General features: G+C 48.7%; 21 protein-coding genes and 1 tRNA gene. 4 read left to right on the top strand and 18 right to left on the bottom strand.

The features are described 5' to 3' along the window. Nucleotides 1–70 precede the first annotated feature (70 nt). The 3 genes from FJ023_09140 to FJ023_09150 form a co-directional block, all read right to left on the bottom strand. Entirely contained in the window at nt 71–1,813 is a 1,743-nt protein-coding gene (locus FJ023_09140; GenBank protein MBM4447486.1) for an alpha/beta fold hydrolase, read from the bottom strand. Nucleotides 1,814–2,200: 387 nt separating this feature from the next. Next, the gene (locus tag FJ023_09145) at nt 2,201–2,707 is read right to left on the bottom strand and encodes a hypothetical protein (GenBank protein ID MBM4447487.1); all 507 of its coding nucleotides are present in this window, start codon (nt 2,705–2,707) and stop codon (nt 2,201–2,203) included. A gap of 265 nt (nt 2,708–2,972) precedes the next feature. Continuing rightward, nucleotides 2,973–3,045, bottom strand: a tRNA-Lys gene (locus FJ023_09150). 454 nt (nt 3,046–3,499) lie between these two features. On the opposite strand from FJ023_09150, the gene FJ023_09155 reads away from it, so the two are divergent. From FJ023_09155 to FJ023_09170, 4 genes are all read left to right on the top strand, one after another. After that, nucleotides 3,500–3,943: an archease gene (locus FJ023_09155; GenBank protein ID MBM4447488.1), complete on the top strand. Its 444-nt coding sequence runs from the start codon at nt 3,500–3,502 to the stop codon at nt 3,941–3,943. Between the two features lie 10 nt (nt 3,944–3,953). Beyond that, nucleotides 3,954–5,411 (top strand): RtcB family protein, encoded by a 1,458-nt coding sequence (locus FJ023_09160; protein ID MBM4447489.1) that lies wholly within the window; start codon nt 3,954–3,956, stop codon nt 5,409–5,411. Between the two features lie 23 nt (nt 5,412–5,434). Beyond that, the gene (locus tag FJ023_09165; GenBank protein MBM4447490.1) at nt 5,435–6,031 is read left to right on the top strand and encodes a SagB/ThcOx family dehydrogenase; all 597 of its coding nucleotides are present in this window, start codon (nt 5,435–5,437) and stop codon (nt 6,029–6,031) included. Between the two features lie 105 nt (nt 6,032–6,136). Beyond that, complete coding sequence (locus FJ023_09170; protein ID MBM4447491.1) at nt 6,137–7,354, top strand: acetyl-CoA C-acetyltransferase; 1,218 nt, start codon at nt 6,137–6,139, stop codon at nt 7,352–7,354. Between the two features lie 72 nt (nt 7,355–7,426). On the opposite strand, the gene FJ023_09175 is transcribed toward FJ023_09170, so the two are convergent. From FJ023_09175 to FJ023_09245, 15 genes are all read right to left on the bottom strand, one after another. Next, the gene (locus FJ023_09175) at nt 7,427–9,028 is read right to left on the bottom strand and encodes a citramalate synthase (GenBank protein ID MBM4447492.1); all 1,602 of its coding nucleotides are present in this window, start codon (nt 9,026–9,028) and stop codon (nt 7,427–7,429) included. A gap of 8 nt (nt 9,029–9,036) precedes the next feature. Next, nucleotides 9,037–10,134, bottom strand: coding sequence for a 3-isopropylmalate dehydrogenase (gene leuB / locus FJ023_09180; GenBank protein MBM4447493.1), 1,098 nt, complete (start codon nt 10,132–10,134; stop codon nt 9,037–9,039). Nucleotide 10,135: 1 nt separating this feature from the next. Continuing rightward, complete coding sequence (locus FJ023_09185) at nt 10,136–10,636, bottom strand: 3-isopropylmalate dehydratase small subunit (protein ID MBM4447494.1); 501 nt, start codon at nt 10,634–10,636, stop codon at nt 10,136–10,138. Nucleotides 10,637–10,716: 80 nt separating this feature from the next. Next, the gene (locus FJ023_09190; GenBank protein MBM4447495.1) at nt 10,717–11,175 is read right to left on the bottom strand and encodes a DUF3795 domain-containing protein; all 459 of its coding nucleotides are present in this window, start codon (nt 11,173–11,175) and stop codon (nt 10,717–10,719) included. Between the two features lie 22 nt (nt 11,176–11,197). Beyond that, nucleotides 11,198–11,575 (bottom strand): hypothetical protein, encoded by a 378-nt coding sequence (locus FJ023_09195; GenBank protein ID MBM4447496.1) that lies wholly within the window; start codon nt 11,573–11,575, stop codon nt 11,198–11,200. Nucleotides 11,576–11,627: 52 nt separating this feature from the next. Then, nucleotides 11,628–12,110 (bottom strand): hypothetical protein, encoded by a 483-nt coding sequence (locus FJ023_09200; protein MBM4447497.1) that lies wholly within the window; start codon nt 12,108–12,110, stop codon nt 11,628–11,630. A gap of 25 nt (nt 12,111–12,135) precedes the next feature. Further along, a complete protein-coding gene (gene leuC, locus FJ023_09205; GenBank protein ID MBM4447498.1) occupies nt 12,136–13,392 on the bottom strand; it encodes a 3-isopropylmalate dehydratase large subunit in 1,257 nt (418 codons plus the stop codon). Between the two features lie 24 nt (nt 13,393–13,416). After that, a complete protein-coding gene (locus tag FJ023_09210) occupies nt 13,417–13,821 on the bottom strand; it encodes an MgtC/SapB family protein (protein MBM4447499.1) in 405 nt (134 codons plus the stop codon). Nucleotides 13,822–13,830: 9 nt separating this feature from the next. Further along, on the bottom strand, nt 13,831–15,354 hold the full coding sequence (locus FJ023_09215; protein ID MBM4447500.1) for a 2-isopropylmalate synthase: 1,524 nt from the start codon (nt 15,352–15,354) through the stop codon (nt 13,831–13,833). A 12-nt stretch (nt 15,355–15,366) separates the two neighbouring features. Continuing rightward, nucleotides 15,367–16,359 carry a ketol-acid reductoisomerase gene (gene ilvC / locus FJ023_09220; GenBank protein ID MBM4447501.1) on the bottom strand — a complete coding sequence of 331 codons (993 nt, stop codon included), beginning with the start codon at nt 16,357–16,359 and terminating at the stop codon, nt 15,367–15,369. A gap of 59 nt (nt 16,360–16,418) precedes the next feature. Continuing rightward, the gene (gene ilvN / locus FJ023_09225; protein ID MBM4447502.1) at nt 16,419–17,000 is read right to left on the bottom strand and encodes an acetolactate synthase small subunit; all 582 of its coding nucleotides are present in this window, start codon (nt 16,998–17,000) and stop codon (nt 16,419–16,421) included. A 33-nt stretch (nt 17,001–17,033) separates the two neighbouring features. After that, on the bottom strand, nt 17,034–18,734 hold the full coding sequence (gene ilvB, locus FJ023_09230) for a biosynthetic-type acetolactate synthase large subunit (GenBank protein MBM4447503.1): 1,701 nt from the start codon (nt 18,732–18,734) through the stop codon (nt 17,034–17,036). A 9-nt stretch (nt 18,735–18,743) separates the two neighbouring features. Then, nucleotides 18,744–20,411, bottom strand: a complete 1,668-nt coding sequence (ilvD, locus tag FJ023_09235; GenBank protein MBM4447504.1) for a dihydroxy-acid dehydratase — start codon at nt 20,409–20,411, stop codon at nt 18,744–18,746. Nucleotides 20,412–20,506: 95 nt separating this feature from the next. Then, a complete protein-coding gene (gene rpiB / locus FJ023_09240) occupies nt 20,507–20,947 on the bottom strand; it encodes a ribose 5-phosphate isomerase B (GenBank protein ID MBM4447505.1) in 441 nt (146 codons plus the stop codon). Further along, the gene (locus tag FJ023_09245) at nt 20,925–21,587 is read right to left on the bottom strand and encodes a threonylcarbamoyl-AMP synthase (protein ID MBM4447506.1); all 663 of its coding nucleotides are present in this window, start codon (nt 21,585–21,587) and stop codon (nt 20,925–20,927) included. Before FJ023_09245 ends, rpiB begins: the two co-directional genes overlap by 23 nt. Nucleotides 21,588–21,590 lie beyond the last annotated feature (3 nt).

Here is a 21,590-nt window from a genome sequence, read left to right on the forward strand (position 1 = left end):
ATGCATCCGCCCCGACCATCTTGTTTCAGGCAGGTGACCTTACACTCACCGTTACTTCTCCACCGTCAGATTATAAGACGAATTGAGTGGCCTGCGAGGCAATCAGAATCCAGGTGACTAGCATGGCGCTGAGGAAGGCGCCAGCATATATGTGGCCCGTCTTACGATAGAAATAGGTATAAGCCAGGGCGACAATGGTCATCAGTGGCACGATCTCGATAGCAATGACGGTGAATAGAATTTCATTTGGAACGGCCAGTAGGCCACCCATCATGAGCGGGATGTATTGAAACAGCAACAGGCCAACGAAGCCCAAGACCAGCAGCGCAACATTGATGGCCATCTCGCTGCCCAGGCTCATCTCTTTCCCTTTACGAGTTGGGCGAAGCTGCCCATTCAGTACCAAGCCCAGAGCTATAAAGTAGAGTGTGAAGGGAATCAGGTAGCACAGGAACATGCGGAAATGAATCGGCGACATCGGTTTCACCGCAAAGAGCCAGAAACGATAATCAACCGTGAACAGCCAGGCCGAGAATACCAGGGTCAGGTACCCGGTAAAGGCCACCAGGAAAGCCAGCAAGAAGGACTTGCCAATCTTTTTCCAATCCAGCTTTCTGCCCCAGATGAGGCCGTAGTCGCCGGCAGTGGCTTTCGCCTTGCGGTTGAACACGAAATGCCACACCAGGAAAAGCACCACTGCAATTACACCGTTCAGCAGCAACCAGAACAGCAGCTGAGCGGTGAATACTTGGGGAAAGATTGGGTTGGGCGCCATGTTGCGCTCGACAACAGGGTTCTTGAACGAAAAATAGGTTAACGGTGGCACGACGACAATGATGATGGCGGATATCCACCAGGCAATGCCCTTGGCAGACTTGGGCTTGGCCGGAGCCTCCCCCAGCTCCTTGAAGAAACTAGAGCGCAAGAGCAGGCTGCCGACAGGGAAGAACAGCAATATCATACCGATGAGGGCAATCAAATTGCCGATCTCCTTCCAGTGCCAGATTTGGTCGGCAGGCGGCAAAGGTTTGCCCCCCTGCAGGGTTGCCTGGAACCAGTCAATGGCGGCGCCAATGGCCGCGGGTGAAATATGGTCGCCATTATGTATGTTACGCGTCATGTAGAGCTTGCGAGCAGTGCCGTCCGCAATCGAACCGTATAACTTACCCACCACCACGTCGTTGGTTGTCCCAAAGGCTGCTTTGAGGTTTTTACTTTTAGCGACGTCCTTCGCCAAAGTTGCACCCCACATACTTGGTGCCCACTCGTCCCATTCCGACTCAACCACGCACATGTTGCGCGGAAAGGTAGAGGTTATCTTGCCAGTACCAGACCCCTCCAGAACGATGGACTTATAGCCATCCTTGAACGTATCTGCCGCGAAGAGACATCCCCAACCACCCATCGAGTGCCCTTCGAGGCCAATGTTCTCTTTGTCAACAATGTCGAGGCTGCTCAGGTAGCGCAGACCATCGGGGCCACCAAAAAAATTTCCAAAGGCAGGCGGGTCCGAATAACCGTGACCGGTCTGGTCAATCGCCAGTACCACATAACCGCGTCTGGCAAACTCGATGGCAAAGCCATCCTGCATTTCACGAGTGTTAATGAAGCCTGAGATGGCAAGGATGCCGGGAGCTGGATTCTTAGCGGTGACATCCTTGGGCACGTACAGCAGGGCACTCATGATTATGCCATCGGTGCCGGCAAAGCGCACATCCCGAACTTTGACGTTGCCCCAATCGGTTTGAGTCATACAGGCCAGCAGATTACCCACCAGTATCACCAACAGGGCAACGGCAAGAAGTATCTTCATGCGCTTGGATTTGTTTTCATTTGGCATTTCTTTCTCCTAAATTGGATTTAGATTTGCATAAATTATAAATGACTTCTTTTTGTAGGGTATTATACAAGCAGCGATTGCCGTCAGATAGCCGAAGGTGAACACATCAAATCCGCATAATTCCCACCCCCTTTTGGACGAATCAATAGCGTAGCGCCACTAGAGTCGGTTAAGTATACACCGATGCTTTGACCAATACAATATCGTATAAGACCCTGTGGTGTTAAAATGTGGGACAGCGAACTTGGATGGAGGAGAGGTAGTGCGGTAGGCAAATAAAGATGTACCCTTTGTTAGGGTCGTAACATAAAATGTTGACAGAATATCTCGTGGGCGAATATTTACGAAGATATATCTATTTTATTTTTCTTCCAATCTTTTCTTCCAATAGCTGAATCGCAAAAATTTCGTAAAACGGCCAATCGCTTCTGCGCGTCTCTCCATCTTTTCTAAATCCTCTTTTGCTTTCTGATATTCTGGAATTTCATTAATAAGCTTTTTTAAGTAAGCATCTACTTCTTGATCACTCATATATGTATCACGCACTTCAGTAAGCTCCCCGGAATCCAAAAAGAAACCGCGACAGTTATAGCATTCATCAATATTAACCTCTTTTGACCTTTTATACTTGTGTGCGAACATTGGCAAACTACATTTTGGGCACATAATCTGCCCCCTGCTTCCATCATTCGCACGTGGATAATGCAACGCCTCCTTAAGCGCTTCCCCTAAACCTTCATCACGTTCATCCAGCATTTCTAGTTCGTGATTATCGAACCAAATTCCTTTGCAGCCATTTTTACAAACATCAACTTTTATACCAAAATTCTCTGTAACCATTTCCTTGGAACATATTGGGCACTTCATAATACACCCCTCTTTCTTTGTATTACAGAAATTTTACAAAATCCCAAAAATGCTCGGACTATCCTGAAAATGTACTGCTGCCCAAGTTTAAATTCTACTCTAAACAAAACCTCACTGCAATAAACTAGGCCACTATGGGTATAACAAACAAGCAAAAAGTTTCTTTGGTATAAAGCTCAGCCGACCATCAATAAAGCCATGTTGCCCACAATGTCCGCCTCTAACCTGAAGAGAACACTTAGCCAAAGAGGGTGAGTGGTGAATCTGAGCCGCACAGGACTCGAACCTGTAACCGGCTGATTAAGAGTCAGCTGCTCTGCCTGTTGAGCTAGCGGCCCAAGCAGGCTAATGGTAACATCCGCTATGAAGTGAAGTCAAGGCTACTGAATCGGCAATCAGGTGCTCCCAAGGACATCCCAAGGAATATGAAATCGCACTCGGATAATCTGGTCACATGCCTTTGATTAAGGTACCGAGCAAGAGTATTATGAACGCTATCAGGACAATCCAGAACGCAAAGCCTGACAAGAATGGGATGGTAACCAAAAAGGCTAACAATCCCAACGCAGCAAGAGCAACAGACACCCAAAATGTGACGACCTTCGGAGCACTCAACTTCATTTTAACCTCCTTACTGAACCAATCTTCCACCTTTGGTTGGACAACTCACTGTGCGTACCGTCATCCCTCGCCTTGGAAACCCCCTGACTGAGTCACTATTCTATATATACAACGGCAAGCTAGTCAAGCTGTATGCGATTTTTTGCCTCACTCGTAAAATGATATAATAGAATCTGCCCCAATTGGGTGAGGATAGTGGAGAAGCCTTTCGAAATCATCGACCACACTGCAGATATCGGCATTGTCGCTTACGGTGCCGATATCAAGCAGGTATTTGCGAATGCCGCCATCGGACTTTTCAACCTGATGGCAGACCTGGACGACTTCAAGGAAGATATTAAGCGTGAGCTAGAGCTATCAGCTGAGGATGTGGAGGTTTTACTTGTAGAATGGCTGAACGAGCTTATTTACATCTTCGACGTCGAACACATTCTATTCAAGAGGTTTGAAATCGATAAGCTCAGTAATACTGAAATCAAAGCCAAATGCTTTGGGGAAAAAATACAACCTGGGCAACATAAGCTGAAAAGAGAGATTAAAGCAGCCACCTATCACATGCTCCGAATAATCAAAGAGGATGGTGGCTATAAGGTACAGGTAATCTTTGATATTTAGGAAATGAGATATGCCAAAATGGCAAGGGCAACTCAATAAAGTAGACGATTACCGCTGGGAGATTCCCAAGAGCTACAAGCCGGGGATGCGGGTTCCGGGATTGGTCTACGCTGATACGGCTATGCTGGAAGTTATCAGAGAGGAACAGTCTCTGGAGCAAGTTGCCAATGTGTCTTTCTTGCCCGGCATAGTTGGGCACTCGCTGGCTATGCCTGACATTCACTGGGGCTATGGCTTCCCCATAGGTGGAGTGGCAGCTACCCGAGTGAACGACGGCGTCATTTCGCCAGGCGGCGTTGGCTACGATATCAACTGCGGCGTAAGGCTGCTGCGAACCAATCTCACTGAAAATGAAGTTAAGCCGAAAATCAAAGAACTCGTCAATGCACTGTTCAATGATATTCCCTCCGGTCTGGGCTCCGAAGGCAAAATAAGAGTGGGTGAAAAAGAGATAGATGAGGTACTGACTGAGGGCGCGCACTGGGCAGTAAAACGCGGCTTCGGTCTGTCCGAAGACCTGGAAGCAACCGAGGAGACGGGCCGCATGAAAGGGGCTGCCCCGGACAAAGTAAGTGCCAGAGCCAAGAAGAGAGGAGCACCCCAATCAGGAACATTAGGTTCCGGAAATCATTTCCTAGAGGTGCAAATAGTAAGGGAAATCTATGACGAGGTCGCGGCCAAGACTATGGGCATTGACCGAAGCGGGCAGGTGCTCCTCCTCATCCATACCGGCTCAAGAGGTTTTGGACACCAAGTCTGTGACGACTATCTGAGGATAATGGAAGAGGCAGTTCGAAGATATGGCATCAGCCTCCCCGATAGACAACTAGCGTGTGCCCCAGTAGAGTCAAATGAAGGGAAGGACTATTTTGCCGCAATGGCCTGTGCTGCCAACTACGCCTGGGCTAACCGCCAGTGCATTACCCACTGGGCACGGGAGTCATTCGTCAAGGTCTTTGGCAAGAGCCTTGAAGAACTAGGCATGCAACAAATTTACGATGTGGCTCATAATATTGCCAAGATAGAGGAGCACACAGTAGATGGTAGCAGGATTACAGTGTGTGTCCACCGCAAGGGGGCTACCAGAGCCTTCCCCACCGGACACAAGGATGTACCACAACGATATAAAGATGTTGGACAGCCAGTGCTCATTCCCGGCGACATGGGCCGCTGTTCGTATGTTGCCGTAGGCACGGAGAAGGCGATGGCAGAAACCTTCGGTTCCACTTGCCATGGCGCTGGCAGGGTGCAGAGCCGGGGTGCAGCCAGGCGAGGCCTGAGAGGTGTCGATGTCGCCAACGAGCTAAGAGCTAGAGGTATCACGGTAAAAGCCGATAACATGGCTTCGCTGGCAGAAGAGGCATCACAAGCCTATAAAGACATTACCCAGGTAATCGAAGTAACCCATCAAGCCGGAATTTCACGAAAAGTTGCCATGGCAAGCCCCTTAGGAGTTATCAAAGGCTAGTGGTAAGAACAAAAGAAGCTCCCATTAAGCTCCCTCCCCCAAACCCACGAGGGAAGATATCAGTAGCAGAAGCCATCTCAAAGCGAAGGTCGGTTAGAAGGTTCAGAGCACAGCCATTGTCTTTAGCACAGCTTTCCCAGCTATTGTGGTCAGCTCAAGGCATAACCGGCACTGGCGGACGAAGAGCCGCTCCCAGTGCCGGAGCCACTTATCCTCTAGAGATTTTTGTCGCCATAGGTGAGCACGGCATAGAAATCCTAGCCGCCGGCATATACCATTATGACGTGGACAACCACTCTCTCAGCCTGCATCTGAGTGGCGACTTAAGGCAAAAACTAGCTGATACCGCCTTGGGCCAAAGCTTCATTGCCAACTGTCCGGTTGACATGGTGGTTTGTGCTCTTCATCCCAGAACTGCCTACAGATATGGCAAGCGTGGCCAGAGATATGTTCACATGGAAGTCGGACATGTCGGCCAAAATGTCGCACTGCAGGCTGTAGTACTAGGTTTAGCCACAGTAATGGTCGGCGCCTTCGAAGACGAAGACGTAAGGAAAGTCCTAAAACTCGAAGAGCAAATCAAGCCATTATACATAATTCCGATAGGCAAGCCAGTATAATTACCTAAGTACAAATTCGATTGCCCTTGCCCTTCAGATATAGTACAATTAATCGATTACCAAGCAATCAATTGCCAAGTAAACGACTAATAAGGAGGTTTTAAAATGCCACAAACCAGAGAGGTCGTCATAGTAGACTACCTGAGGTCCGCGTTTTCAAGGTCGAGACCCAGAGAGCCAGAGAAGGATGTGTTCAACGGACTGAGGATGGACGCCGTTGCCGGAACGCTGATAAAGGAACTCATTAAGAGAACCAAGGTTAAGCCAGAGCAAATCAATGACGTATTGGTTGGCACCGCTTTTCCAGTGAGCGAGCAGTGGGTATACGGAGGAAGAAGTGTAGTATTTCAGGCCGAATTGCCATTCGAGGTTCCGGCCGAACAAATCGACAGGCAGTGTGGGTCTTCAATGTCAACCGTACACGCAGGTGCTATGGAGATAATGCTTGGGTACTCGGATATTGTTATATCGTGCGGGATTGAGCACATGACGCATATACCAATGGCCACACCACCTACAGACCCAAGGGCCATATTGAGACAACCAGACCCTGCCTTCATAACAGATGAACGCTTTAAGAAATACGATTTTATGACAGCCATAAACATGGGGCTTACCGCAGAGAAGTTGCTCGTGGAGTCCGGTCTAACCAGAGAGGACATGGATAAATGGGCACTTAGAAGCCACCAACTAGCAGCCAAAGCGCTTGCAGAGGGCTATTTCAAAGGCGAGATAATGCCCATTGAAGTAACGCTAGCTGATGGTACAAAGCAGGTCATCGATAGAGATATGGCCATAAGGGCAGACACGACACTCGAAGGCCTTGCTGCACTTCAACCGGCATTCAAGCCAGATGGACAGATAACTGCTGGCAATTCTTCACCCTTGAACGCCGGTGCTACCGCCTTAATGATGATGTCTAAAGAAAAGGCAAAGGAGTACAATCTGAAGCCTCTAGCCACGATTGTATCTATGGGTTGGGCCGGCGTAGACCCGACTGTTATGGGAAAGGGACCAGTCCCTGCCAGTAAAATGGCGTTAAAGCATGCCGGGCTAGATGTAAAAGATATCGATTTCTGGGAGATAAACGAGGCATTCTGCATCGTAGCCCTTTACGCCATAAAAACGCTGGGCATTGAGCCCGAGAAAGTTAACGTAAAAGGTGGAGGTACCGCGATCGGTCATCCGCTCGGTGCTTCCGGAACCAGGCTCGTCGGCACATTGGCCAGAACACTGAACCTCGAAGGCGGAACTTATGGCCTAGCAAACGCCTGTATCGGCGGAGGGCAAGGAGTAGCCACAATCATCAAGAGGGAAAAATAGTAAAGTCTTAGGTATTCGACGTTAACTAAATAGAGCTTTGACTCGCTAACAGGCAGCGCAACCCTGAGAGACTCATTTCAACTTGCGTTGCCTGTTTTTATTTCGCTTAAGCAAAAAGTATTCTACGCTGTCCGCCAGAGCTAGCCAGCTGGCCTCAATGATGTTTGTCGAACTGCCTACAGTTCGCCACTGCTTCTGTCCATCGCTGGACTCAATGAGCACCCGTACTTGAGAGGCAGTGCCAGCACTCTCTTCCAAAATCCGCACCTTGTAGTCAACTAACTCAATAGCAGTCAAATCTGGGTAAAACTCAATCAACGCCTTCCGCAAAGCCCTGTCGAGTGCATTAACCGGACCATTGCCCTCGGCAGCAGTATGCACTATCTTATCACCAACTTTCACTTTGACTGTAGCCTCAGAAAGCAGCTCTGATTCGTCTTCGCTAGATGGGCGTCGATGCCTCTCCACTACCACCATAAAGTCAATAAGTTCAAAAGGGGGCTTATATTCAGGTTGAGTTCGGTACAAAAGGATTTCAAATGAGGCATCTGCATCTTCATATTGAAAGCCACGGCTCTCCAATAGCTTTATTTGCTGTAACACCTGGCGCGTTTGCTTGCTCTTCGATTGCAGAGCGATACCCAGTTCCTTAGCCTTATAGATAATGTTGCCCTTGCCTGATAACTCAGATACAACCACCTTAGGGTGGTTACCCACCAAGTCAGGATTGATATGCTGATAGCTGTCTTCCCACTTCATGATACCGGATACATGCAGACCACCCTTATGAGTAAAGGCACTGGTGCCAACATAGGGAAGGTGGCTAGACGGGGCCAGATTGGCTAATTCAGCTACATAGCGAGAAACTTCGGTGATCTTAGCTAGCCGCTTATCAGAGATGCAATCGATACCCAGTTTGAGCTTTAGTGCCGGTATAATAGAGCAGAGGTTAGCATTACCACAGCGTTCACCATAGCCGTTAATGGTACCCTGCACCTGGATAACTCCAGCTTTAACCGCAGCCAGCGAGTTGGCCACAGCCAGCTCACCATCATTATGCACATGAATACCTAGAGGTACAGACACCGCTTTCTGAACAGCTTTAATGGCTGTAGTAATTTCAGAAGGCAGAGCACCACCATTGGTGTCACAGAGCACTGCACAATCAGTCCCAGCTTTGGCCGCAGCTTTAACTACCTGGATTGCATATTCGGGATTCGCTTTGTAGCCATCGAAAAAATGCTCGGCGTCAAAGAATACAATAAGCCCTTTCGACTTAATAAAGTCCACAGACTCAGCTACAATACGCAGGTTATTCTCCAAATTGGTTTCCAGTACCTGGGTCACATGCAAGTCCCAACTCTTACCGACGATGGTGACTACTTTGGTCTTAGCCTCCATCAGAGCCTGCAAGCCAGCATCTTTGCTCACCTTGGAGTCAGGGTGTTTGGTACTGCCAAAAGCAACCAGAACCGAGTTCTTCAAATTCAAAGTCTGAGCTTTAATAAAGAACTCGGTATCCTTGGGATTAGCCCCAGGCCAACCGCCTTCGATGAAATGGATGCCCATCTCATCCAGCTTCTGGACAATTTTGAGCTTATCGGCGACAGAGAAGGAAATGCCCTCCTGTTGGGTTCCATCACGCAAAGTGGTATCGTAAAGCTGAATTTTCACCGTCACTTCTACCTGGTTATTTTCTTAGCGATCAATCTGCCCATCTCCTTTGTCCCCACCTTCGTTTTGCCTTCCTCGATTATATCATAGGTACGATAACCTTCTTCCAAGACTGTGATTACTGCTCTCTCAACAGCCTCGGCTTCAGCTATCAGGTCAAAGGAATAACGCAGCATCATTGCAGCACTCAATATAGTGGCAATTGGGTTAGCTATATCCTGTCCGGCTCGACTTGGAGCGCTACCATGAATAGGCTCATACATGCCAAAGGCTTTGGAGTCACCGCCTTTAGGGATGCCGGCCAAACTAGCTGAGGGCAGCATGCCCATGGAACCGGCAAGCATCGATGCTTCATCGGTAAGAATATCGCCAAAGGTATTCTCCATAACCACGACATCAAATTGGGCTGGCCGCTGGATAAGACGCATGGAGCAGGCATCTACCAGCATATGCTCCAGCTCCACATCAGGATAATCAGCAGCGACCTCAGTAGCCACCTGCCGCCACAGCCGAGATGACTCAAGGACATTAGCTTTATCCACCGAAGTAAGCTTCTTGCGACGGGTCAGAGCTATTTCAAAGCCGACCCTCACTATACGCTCAATCTCCTGTTCCGAATAGACCATGCTATCTACAGCCCATCTACCTTCAGAAGTTCGCCATTGTTTCTTGGGCTGACCGAAGTAAAGTCCGCCTGTAAGCTCACGGACCACCATCAAATCTACATCCTTGATCACGTCGGGCTTAAGACTTGTTGAATTGACAAGCATAGGTAAGACCTTAACCGGGCGTAAATTGGCAAAAAGCCCCAGCTCCTTGCGCAAAGCGAGAAGGCCATCTTCAGGGCGTACCTTAGCCCTTGGATCGTCCCACTTCGGGCCGCCGACAGCTCCAAGCAACACAGCATCACAGCCTCGGCATATCTCTAAAGTCTCTCCTGTCAGGGCAACGCCGTGAGCGTCTATCGCTGCCCCACCCACCAGACCATGATGAAACTGAAAGCTATGACCAAATTTGTTCCCCACGGTTTCCAGTACCCTTATCGCCTCAGTGGCCACCTCAGGGCCAACACCATCACCTAACAATGCCGCGACATTGAATTGCACCTTACAATCCTCCAGCTAGTTTCTTTCTGGTATACTCAACCAGTCCACCTGCATTCATTATTCCCATCATGAAATCAGGATAAGGCTCGGCGACAAAAGTTGCATTCCGGGTAATATTCTTTATCTCCCCGGTGGTCAAATCAACCTCAAGAATATCACCAGCTTCAGTACCATCCACAGCCTCAGTGCATTCCAGGAGCGGCAATCCAATATTAATGGCATTACGGAAGAAAATGCGGGCGAAACTTTTAGCAATAACACAGGATATGCCGGCACCTTTGATAGCCAAAGGGGCATGCTCCCTCGAAGAACCACAACCGAAATTAGTGTCAGCCATAACAATATCCCCCGGTGTAACTCTGGTCAGAAACTCGGAATCAATGTCTTCCATGCAATGCTGAGCCAGCTCCCCAGACTCAGATAGGCTAAGATAGCGAGCCGGAATAATGGCATCAGTGTCAACGTTGGCACCGTATTTGTGAACCTTGCCTTTTAGCTTCAAATCATCACCTACTTTTCAAAACCAGGCGGGACCAGCTAAAACAACTGAGGCATCGGTTAATCGCCTCCCTGAGTAAACCATTACAACCACGCGTAAAATTTCCCCCTATGCTTTGCCCGCTTATCCAAGCCATACTTTCTAATCTTTCTCAGATTTTCCTTTGGGACATTACCATGTAATAGCTTGAGAAATTCAAACTTCCCACATCCTTCGAGCCCATCACATTCCCAACAACCTTCGAGTCTCTTCATCTGAACACAACTCTTAATCTCGCAAGGTCCTAAACATCCGTCGCCACCAGCTCTACAGGGAGTATCACACCCTAACCTGACTATTGCATCTAAGACTTGACGGCATTCCTCATAATGCTTAAGCTCTTTCACAGAAGCACTCTTGACCTCCGCATATCTATCAAATCGCACCGCTTGTAGCTCACTCAACAGGTCCTGTGCCAAGTCCGTGACTTTGCTCCTGTAGCGAAGACAATCACCGCAATACAAACCACAGTATGCAGTTAGCTCAATCTCCGAATTGCTCATTTCCACCCGTACTTGATTTCGGTTATAACACCGTCCCCAGAAAAAACAATATTGCCACGGCTATCTTCACACCAGGACAAATTTTGTAGGGCAGAATCGATGTTCTCGCTCCCGTCATCGCCGTCAGTATTGCCATGGCAAGAAGCATCACAGCACATGCCAGATACACAATAGCGGAAGTTTGATTCCGAGGCCCGCCCAAGCTGGTGACAAGGAGCACCAGCACACCAATAAAGCAAAGGGTGAGACCCTCGGCAATTGACTCCATTGTTATAATTCGCCTGTTGTCTTCCGATATTGCTCCAAAGCCACCGACAATAGCTTTGGTCGGGACAATATGGACTATCCCCCACAGCGTAATTACAGCAGACCCCACATAAAGCAAAATGTCATTAATCATGGCAGACTCTCCTCTCTTCAGTCTTTTATCAGATGGCAGCGTTGCCGGAAAACTATCTCTCCTCGACACCAAACTGGCCACAGACTATGAAAAACTCTCCGTTCACTTTTTCGAAATATATCCTCACCTTTTTTCCTTCATGGAAAATCGGCTGGTCTTCCACCCACTGGCTAATTTCTCCAACAGTCCCGCCGGGAGTCACAATTTGAAGCTTATTCTCGGCAAACGGAGCCCCTTTGACATATTTTTCAATTCGCAAATCGGTATAGGTGAAAATACCAGTTCTTTCTTGATTCCACTTGCTTTCTACTTTCTCGACAGTTCCCTCGATTATGTAATCAGCCGCCTGGGTTATATAAGACTTATCAGCGCATTCTTTCACCAGCATCCCAGCTCCACCGGATTGCTTTACTATTACCTGACCACCTGGCGGGGGTACCACAGTCTGTTTACTTAAACAAGCAAACGACCCAGCCACCAAAATGGCCAAGATAAAAACTATCAAGGCTGCGTGAGTGATTTCTCTATCCTTCATCATAGCCTGGACACTAGTACAAGTATTAACCTGCGATTTCCTCTGGACTGGCAATCCTTCCCAAAACGGCGCTGGCGGCGGCTACTGCCGGATTTGCCAGATAGACTTCAGACTTGGGGCTGCCCATCCTGCCAATAAAATTCCGGTTAGTTGTTGACACGCAGCGTTCACCTGCAGCCAGAACGCCCATATAGCCACCGAGACAGGGGCCACAGGTAGGCGTGCTGACAGCAGCACCAGCTTTGATAAAAGCCTCTATCAAGCCCTCATGCAAGGCATCGAGATAGATTTGCTGAGTGCCGGGAATGATAATGCACCGCACTTCAGGATTGACCTGCCTCCCTTTAAAGATCCTGGCAGCCAGACTCAAGTCATCGAGACGCCCATTAGTGCAACTGCCAATCACTACCTGGTCAATTCTTATGTCAACTACCTGACTTACCGGCTTCACATTAGAAGGCAAGTGCGGCAAGGCTACCTGTGGCTCAATTGTGGATACATCGTACTCAATCGTCTTAGTATATTCGGCATCTTCATCAGGTTGATAGACCTGGTAAGAACGATTTGCCCTGGCTTTGACATATTTCTTTGTCTCATCATCCACCTTAAAGATGCCAGCTTTAGCTCCAACCTCAATCGCCATGTTCGCCATGGTGAAACGCCCATCCATAGGCAGGGCGTCAATCGCTTCGCCGATAAACTCCATAACCGAATAAAGAGCGCCATCAACGCCGATATTACCTATAGTGTAAAGTATAAGGTCCTTACCACCAACCCATTTCCCCAGCTTTCCATGGTAGACAAACTTGACGGTCGGTGGCACCTTCACCCATATCTCACCGGTAGCCATAGCCACAGCAATATCGGTCGACCCCATACCGGTGGCAAAGGCGCCCAAAGCTCCATAAGTGCAGGTATGAGAATCAGCTCCAACTACCACTTCTCCGGGCAAGACCAAGCCCTGCTCCGGCAAAAGCACATGCTCAATACCCATCCTGCCAACCTCGAAATAGACCAAATCGTACTGCCGAGCAAACTCGCGCATTATCTTTGCCTGTTCAGCAGAGAGTATGTCCTTATTAGGGCAGAAATGGTCGGGCACCATTACTACCTTTTTCGAGTCATAGACCCTGTCTACACCTAGGCGCTGGAACTCCTTTATCGCCAGTGGCGCGGTAATGTCGTTTGCCAAAACCAAATCAACCCTGACGTTTATGAATTCGCCAGGGCCGACCTTATCCTTACCCGAATGAACTGCCAGAATCTTCTCAGCCAAAGTCAAAATTCATCACCTCAATCTCTCAAGTCATCCTTTTACCCTAGGAATCATCAGCACAAGCACAGATATTGCCGCAACTACGGTGGCTATCAAATACATCCCGACACCAGCCGCCAACCCTATTGCTGCTGTGACCCAGACACTCGCCGCTGTTGTCAGACCCATTACATGATCGCCTCGCATACCACGGAAGATAACTCCGGCACCTATAAAACCTATGCCAGTTACCACTCCAGCAGCAACCCGCGAGGGGTCTACGCCATCGCCGAAGCCGAATAGCGAGACTACTGTAAAAAGGGCAGAACCAACAGAGATTAGAATATGAGTACGCAGCCCAGCCGGCTTATTAGCCCGCTCCCGCTGATAGCCGATGCCGGCTCCCAGTGCTGCTGCCAAAAGCAGGCGCAAGATTATCTCCACTGTTAGACTCATCCCAACGCCTCACTCTTTTCTTGCTCTCTTGACTGCCAGGAGCCGATTCAGCGCATTCATATAAGCCTTGGCGCTGGCAACGATGATATCCGTTGCAGCACCACGCCCGGTATAGCTTACACCATCGCTCTCTATTCTTATGAGCACCTCACCGATAGCATCGATACCCTCAGTCACCGATTTGACAGTGAACTCAGTGAGCTTGTTTGGCACCTTGACTATTCGATTAATGGCTTCATACACCGCATCCACCGGACCTGTACCCAAAGCAGCATCAGCCATAGTCCGGCCATCAGGACCAACGAGTCTCACCGTAGCTGTTGGGATATTATGATTGCCGCATGAGACTTCAACATGGTCGAGATGATAAACCTCGGAAGCAGTGCGCAGTTCTTCAGCTATTACAGATTCGATGTCACGGTCAGTGACTTCTCGTTTCTTATCAGCTAGTTCCTTAAAAGCTTGAAAGGCATGCTTAAATGATTCCTCATCCAAAATATAGCCGAGCTCAGCCAGCCGCTCCCTAAAAGCATGCCGACCGCTTAACTTGCCCAGGACAAGGCTGCTAGATGGAATACCCACTGACCTTGGGTCCATAATCTCGTAGGTAATCGCTTTTTTAATCACTCCATCCTGATGAATACCTGACTGATGGCGGAAGGCGTTGGCACCGATAATAGCCTTGTTGGACTGAACTATGAACCCTGTAAGCTCGCTCACCAGACGGCTCGTCTTATAAATATGGGTGGTATCAATATTCGTAGTCAAATGATAAAAGTCACTTCTGGTTCTAAGCGCCATGACAATCTCTTCCAGGGAAGCGTTACCTGCCCGCTCACCTATGCCGTTGACAGTACACTCAACCTGCCTGGCACCCCTTCTTATCGCCTCAAGGCTATTAGCTACAGCCAATCCTAAATCATCATGGCAATGGACACTAACCACAGCTTTATCAATATTGGGCACGTTATTAAAGATGCCTTCGATTAAGTCGCCGTACTCTTGAGGAATGGCACAACCAACAGTATCTGGAATATTTACTGTGGTCGCGCCGGCGGCAATAACCGCCTCCAATATCTTGTATATATACCCTGGCTCAGTACGGGTGGCATCCATTGGTGAGAACTCTACGTTATCTGTGTATTTCTTAGCTCGAGCTACCATATCACGGGAGATTTCCAGAATCTCCTCGCGAGTCTTTTGTAGTTGATAAAGAAGATGTATATCCGAAGCAGAAAGAAAGACATGGATGCAAGGTCGTTTGGCCTTTTTTATCGCCTCCCATGCCCTGTCTATGGCTTCAGCATTGGCATGAGTGAGGGCACAGACAGTTGAGCGCTTAATTTCTTTAGCGATAAGTTGAACCGCTTCGAAATCTCCCTGTGAACTTATAGGAAAGCCAGCTTCAATAACATCAACACCGAGTTTTTCCAGTTGTTTGGCGATTTCCAACTTATCCTGGGCACTCAGACCAGCCCCTGCCGCCTGTTCGCCGTCACGTAAGGTAGTATCAAATATAATGACCTTATCCATGCTCACCTAAAATTAAGCCTTAAGCCATGACATCATCGCTCTAAGCTTCTTGCCCACGACTTCAATCTCATGTTCAGCGTCCATCCTCTTTAGAGCATTGTAGACAGGACGGCCTGCCTGATTCTCCAGAATCCACTCCCTAGCAAAGCTACCGCTCTGGACTTCGGCGAGAATTTGCCTCATTTCATCTTTAGCCATTTCATCAATCACTCTTGGGCCACGTGTATAATCACCATACTCGGCAGTATCACTAACCGAGTAACGCATATAGCTCAAGCCACCCTGGTACAATAAGTCGACTATAAGTTTGAGCTCATGAAAGCACTCGAAATAAGCGATTTCCGGCTGGTAGCCAGCCTCCACAAGTACTTCAAAACCGGCCTTGACCAGAGAAGTAACCCCACCACAGAGCACCGTCTGCTCGCCAAAAAGGTCAGTCTCGGTTTCTTCGGCAAAAGTGGTTTCCAACACACCGGCTTTAGCACAGCCAAGACCCCTGGCATACGCTAAGGCAATATCTTTCGCCTTACCCGAAGCATCCTGATGAACAGCCACAAGAGCCGGCGCTCCCGAGCCCTCGGTATAAAGTCGGCGCAACATATGGCCCGGACACTTAGGGGCAATCATTGTCACATCCACATCATCAGGTGGTAAAATCTGCCCAAAGTGAATGTTAAATCCATGAGCAAACATCAACATCTTGCCCGGTGATAACTCCTTTTCAATCGACTCATGATAAACCTTTGGCTGCAAAGTATCTGGAACGAGCATGACAATTATGTCCGCTTCCTTAGCCACTCCGACAGCATCGGCCACATTGAAGCCAGCATTTTTGGCACTCTTCCAGCCCTCAGTGCCCTTGGCTTCAGCAACGCTTATCTGGCAGCCACTATCTCTCAGGTTCTGAGCATGAGCATGTCCCTGGCTACCAAAACCAATAATGCCAACCGTCTTGCCCTTGAGTAAGTCTAACTTAGCGTCCTTCTCATAATAGATTTTAGCCATGATGCCTCCTTAAAAAAGTTTTTCTATCTGCCTTGCCGGACTTGGTTATTTCTATATAATCACCAGTCTGGGGGACTTTCGGCCTCTGGAGGTAGTGCTTTCGGTGGTTGCTTTGGTGCCCTTATCTCCCTCGGCTCTTCAACCTGCAATGGACCAGCACCACCCCTAGTTAAAGCGATACGACCAGTCCTAGCTATTTCCCTGATACCAAAGCCACGGAGGAGGTCTACCAAAGAACTCACTTTATCTTCATCTCCAGTGACCTCGACCATCACCGAATCAGAGGAAACGTCCACTATGTTAGCTCTAAAAATGTCTACGATCTGGATAATTTCGCTACGGGTAGAAGCAGTTGCTTTGACTTTAACCAAAGCCAGCTCCCGAGCCACTGACTCTTCATGAGTTATGTCAACTATCTTAACTACATCTATAACCTTGTCCAGCTGCTTCCTGACCTGTTCCACTTTGGCATCATCGCCATCTACGACAATAGTCATTCGAGACAGATTGGGTTGCTCAGTATGCCCGACAGCTATGCTCTCAATGTTGAAGTTGCGCCGACGGAAAAGACTAGAAACTCGATTAAGCACCCCGGGTCTATCTTCAACCAAAGCGACTAAGGTATGTTTTGTTTTAGCCAATGACCTCGTCCTCCTCTTGTCATATTTCTAAACTCATTTGCTTGAACGAGTCACCTTCTCCGGACTTGGCATTTCCATGGCCTCAACCAGTGCTGCACCTGGTGGGACTATCGGGAAAACATTCTCCTCAGGCTCAACAACAAAGTCGAGCAAGAACGGACCTTCATGGTCCATCGCTTTTTCTATAGCGGATACCACCAGCTTCTTATCCGCCACTCTCAGTGCCGGGATGCCATAAGCTTCAGCAATCTTAATGAAATCTGGGCCAGAAAGTGGCGTGCCAACATAGCGCCGCTCATAGAATAACTGTTGCCATTGCCTTACCATCCCTAAGAATCCATTATTGATGATAGCTATCTTAACGGCCACGCTTTCCTGGACTATCGTGGCTAATTCCTGTACGGTCATCTGAAAGCCACCATCGCCAGCAATGCACCAAACCGTCTCATCAGGTCGACCGACCTTGGCACCGATAGCGCCGGGAAGCTCAAAACCCATGGTACCCAAACCACCTGAGGAAATTAGACTATTCGGTTTATCATAAAAGAAAAACTGAGCCGACCACATCTGATTTTGACCAACGCCTGTAACCACAATGGCATCGCCTTTAGTAACCTCGTAAATCTGGCGAATAACGTACTGGGGTAAAAGAGCTTCGCTCTCCCTGATTACCAGCGCCGGATGTTCATCTCGCCACTTATCCACCTGATTGAACCAATCCAGATGTTCACGCGGCACAATTTGCTGATTCAACGCCTCAAGAACGTTCTTAACATCACCAACAATAGGCACATCAACTCGAACATTCTTACCTATCTCGGCAGGGTCAATATCTATGTGAACAACACGAGCCTGCGGTGCAAAAGAGCTGACCACACCAGTAGCCCGGTCATCAAACCTCATCCCAATAGCAACGATGAGGTCAGAATTGTATACTGCCTTGTTGGCATAAGCCATACCATGCATCCCCAGCCAACCAAAGCTTAGTACATGAGTCTCAGGAAAACAGCCAATACCCAGAAGAGTCGTAATCACGGGTATCTGCGCCTTCTCCGCCAGCTCCTTAAGCTCAACAAAAGCCTTTGAGATTATCACTCCCCTACCGGCAATAATGACGGGACGCTCAGCCGCACTTATCGTTTCAGCTGCCTTTTTGATCTGCGCTGGATGTCCAAAGAACGTCGGTTTATAGCCGGGCAAATTGACCTTCTCTGGATAAGCAAACGTCTCCTCCTGCTGAAAGACATCACGTGGTATATCAATTAGAACTGGACCTGGCCTACCAGTTTGGGCAATATAAAAAGCCTCTTTAACCACCTTAGCAATATCGCTAGCATCAAGCACAAGATAGTTATGCTTGGTAATAGGAAGGGTAATACCAGTGATATCTATTTCCTGAAAAGCATCTTTACCTATGAAAGGTCTGGCTACCTGACCGGTAATAGCCACCACTGGAGACGAATCCAAGCAAGCATTGGCTATTCCAGTTACCAGATTGGTGGCTCCTGGCCCTGAGGTTGCCAGGCATACCCCTGCTTTCCCAGTAGCACGGGCATAGCCATCAGCCGCATGAGCTGCACCTTGCTCGTGACGAACCAGAATATGCCTAAGTTTTGGATATTGCGGAAAAGTATCATACAAAGGCAACACAGCTCCACCGGGAAAGCCAAAAATAACTTCAACACCTTCCCGGACTAGACTCTCACACAGAATCTGGGCACCTGTCTTTTTCATAAATGTCTCCTATTTGGCAAATACTGCCCCTGTGCTGGCTGAGCCAACGCTCTCAATATATCTTTTCAGATAACCTGTCTTTATCTTGGATTTATACTCAGGCAGTCCTGACAGCCGTTTCTTTATCTCCGCATTGCCCACTTTCAATTCCAGCTTACATTTTGGAATATTTACGCTTATGGTATCACCATTTTTGACCGCGGCTATAGGTCCACGGCTGGCTGCCTCAGGTGCTACATGCCCTATAGCAGCTCCTTTGGTACCACCTGAAAATCTCCCATCAGTTATCAGGGCCACGTCTTTATCCAGCCCCATACCGCTCAAGAGAGAGGTCGGCGTCAACATCTCCCGCATCCCCGGCCCGCCTTTGGGACCCTCATAGCGAATAACGATGACATCGCCCTTTTTAATTTCACCCTTCATTATGCCTCTGGTCGCTTCCTCTTCGTTCTCAAAGACTCGAGCCGGGCCCTCATGTACCATCATCTCAGGGTCAACCGCACCACTCTTTACTACAGCCCCATCAGGTGCTAGGTTTCCAAATAGGATCGTCAAACCGCCGGTCTTAGAATACGGCTCGGCTACCGAACGTATGACCGCACGGTTTTTAACTTTACCTTCCCTTATAATCCTTGACATAGGTGCTAATGAAACAGTCTGACACTTTCCATTCAGAAAGTCCGCTATCTCATGCATGACTGCGGGAATTCCACCTGCCAGATCGAGGTCCTCTATATGAACCTCGCTAGCCGGGCTCAGCTTAGAGATATGCGGAACGCGCTGGCTTATCTTATTAATTAGCGATAGCGGGAAATCGATACCTGCTTCATGAGCCAATGCCATAAGATGCAGAACAGAATTTGTGCTGCCGCCAAGTGCCATATCCACAGCAAAGGCGTTGGCAATGGAGTCCTTGGTAATAACATCCCTTGGTAATAGGTTCTTTTTCAATATAGACATGCTCTGTTTCCCCGCTTCCATGGCCAATACGCTTCTCCTCGAATCCACCGCCGGGATGGTGCCATTGCCCGGCAAGGCCATACCCAACGCCTCGGTCAAACAATTCATCGTGTTGGCCGTATACATGCCAGAGCAGCTCCCGCAGCCAGGACAGGCAGCAATCTCAATCTCTTCAAGCTCAGCCTCGGTCATCTCCCCCATAGCAACGCTACCTACGGCGTTAAACACAGTGATAAGGTCCACTGTTCGGCTTTGACCGCCCTGGTTCATACGTCCTGCCAGCATCGGGCCGCCACTGATAAAGATAGCTGGAATATTCAATCTCACCGCAGCCATAAGCATGCCGGGTATGATTTTGTCACAGTTCGGTATAAAAACAAGCGCATCGAACTGGTGCGCCTCAACCATAATCTCCACTGAATCGGCGATAAGCTCCCGGCTGGGCAAACTGTATTTCATCCCGGGATGGTTCATGGCTATGCCATCACAGACGCCGATGGTGTTGAACTCAAAAGGCACACCATCCTCGCTGCGAATCCCCGCCTTCACCGCCTCAGCAATACTTCGCAGATGAATATGGCCGGGCACAACCTCGTTGAAACTATTAACCACACCAATAAAAGGTTTAGAAAAGTCATCGCGGCAAACACCCACAGCCCGAAGCAAAGCACGATGTGGTGCCCGCTCAATGCCTTTCTTTACACCATCACTGCGCATTGTGTTTAAAACCGCCTCCTTAAGCTGAAATGAAGTTCACTTCGGTAAATTAAGGTTATTGCAGTAAACTAGCATAGCAGCTAGCTATTGTCAAGCTAGGCCGATTCCAGACTGCGTATCTTTTCCAGTCGCCGTAAATGCCTGCCACCTTCAAATGTCGATGAGAGATAAACTTTCACAATATCCAGCGCTAAACCTGGCTCAACAGTATCTTCACCCAAGCACAGAATGTTGGCATCATTATGCCGACGAGCCCGTTCAGCACCAAAGGCATTGCAACACAGAGCGGCTCTTATGCCCTTTACCTTATTAGCAGCCATGCTCATGCCTATGCCACTGCTACAGATCAGAATCCCATGCTCGAACTTTCCTGAGACAACCGCTTCAGCTACCTGCTTAGCAATATCGGGGTAGTCCACGGGATCACTGTTATAGCAGCCAAAGTCCTCATAATCATGCCCCAACTCGGTGAGGAGACCTATAATGGCTTGCTTAAGCTTTAAACCACGATGGTCACAACCCAGAGCAATATGCACCTTTACCTACCTCCCTAGTATATTCTTGGCATGCCCTCTTGATCTCCTCCTCAGGTATAACGCCCTGACGCAAAATAACCGGTGTACCTCCAGTAACATCAACTACTGTGGACTCCCGCCCACCGGGACATCTACCCATGTCGATAATAAGGTCAACCTGGCCGCCAAGCTGTTGCTCGACCTCTTCAGCCGTTACCGGACTGGGCTTATCACTAATGTTAGCGCTGGTTCCAATAATAGGTGCACCTAACCCACGAATGAGGGTAAGGGGCACAATATGGTCAGGAACTCGTACCGCCACCTTATTGCTACCAGCAGTGATAATGTCGGGAAGTGACGGGTTTTTTGACAAGACTAATGTCAACCCCCCAGGCCAAAAACGCCTCATCAAAAACTGGGCGATACCAGGCACCGAACCAACGGCAGCAGCCACCTGTGTTGAGTCTGCTAGTAAAACCGGCATAGGCAAATGTCGGGGGCGTCGCTTCACCCTGTAAATCCTCTCAACAACTTCGATTTTGAACACATCACCACCCAATCCATAGACCGTGTCAGTAGGAAAGGCAACAATACCACCGGCCTTGAGTATCTCGATGGCTCTGTCAACCTGTAAAGTTGCTTGACTGGACAAATTACTCACCTC

Source organism: Chloroflexota bacterium (assembly GCA_016875875.1).
GTDB lineage: Bacteria > Chloroflexota > Dehalococcoidia > GIF9 > UBA5629 > 9FT-COMBO-48-23.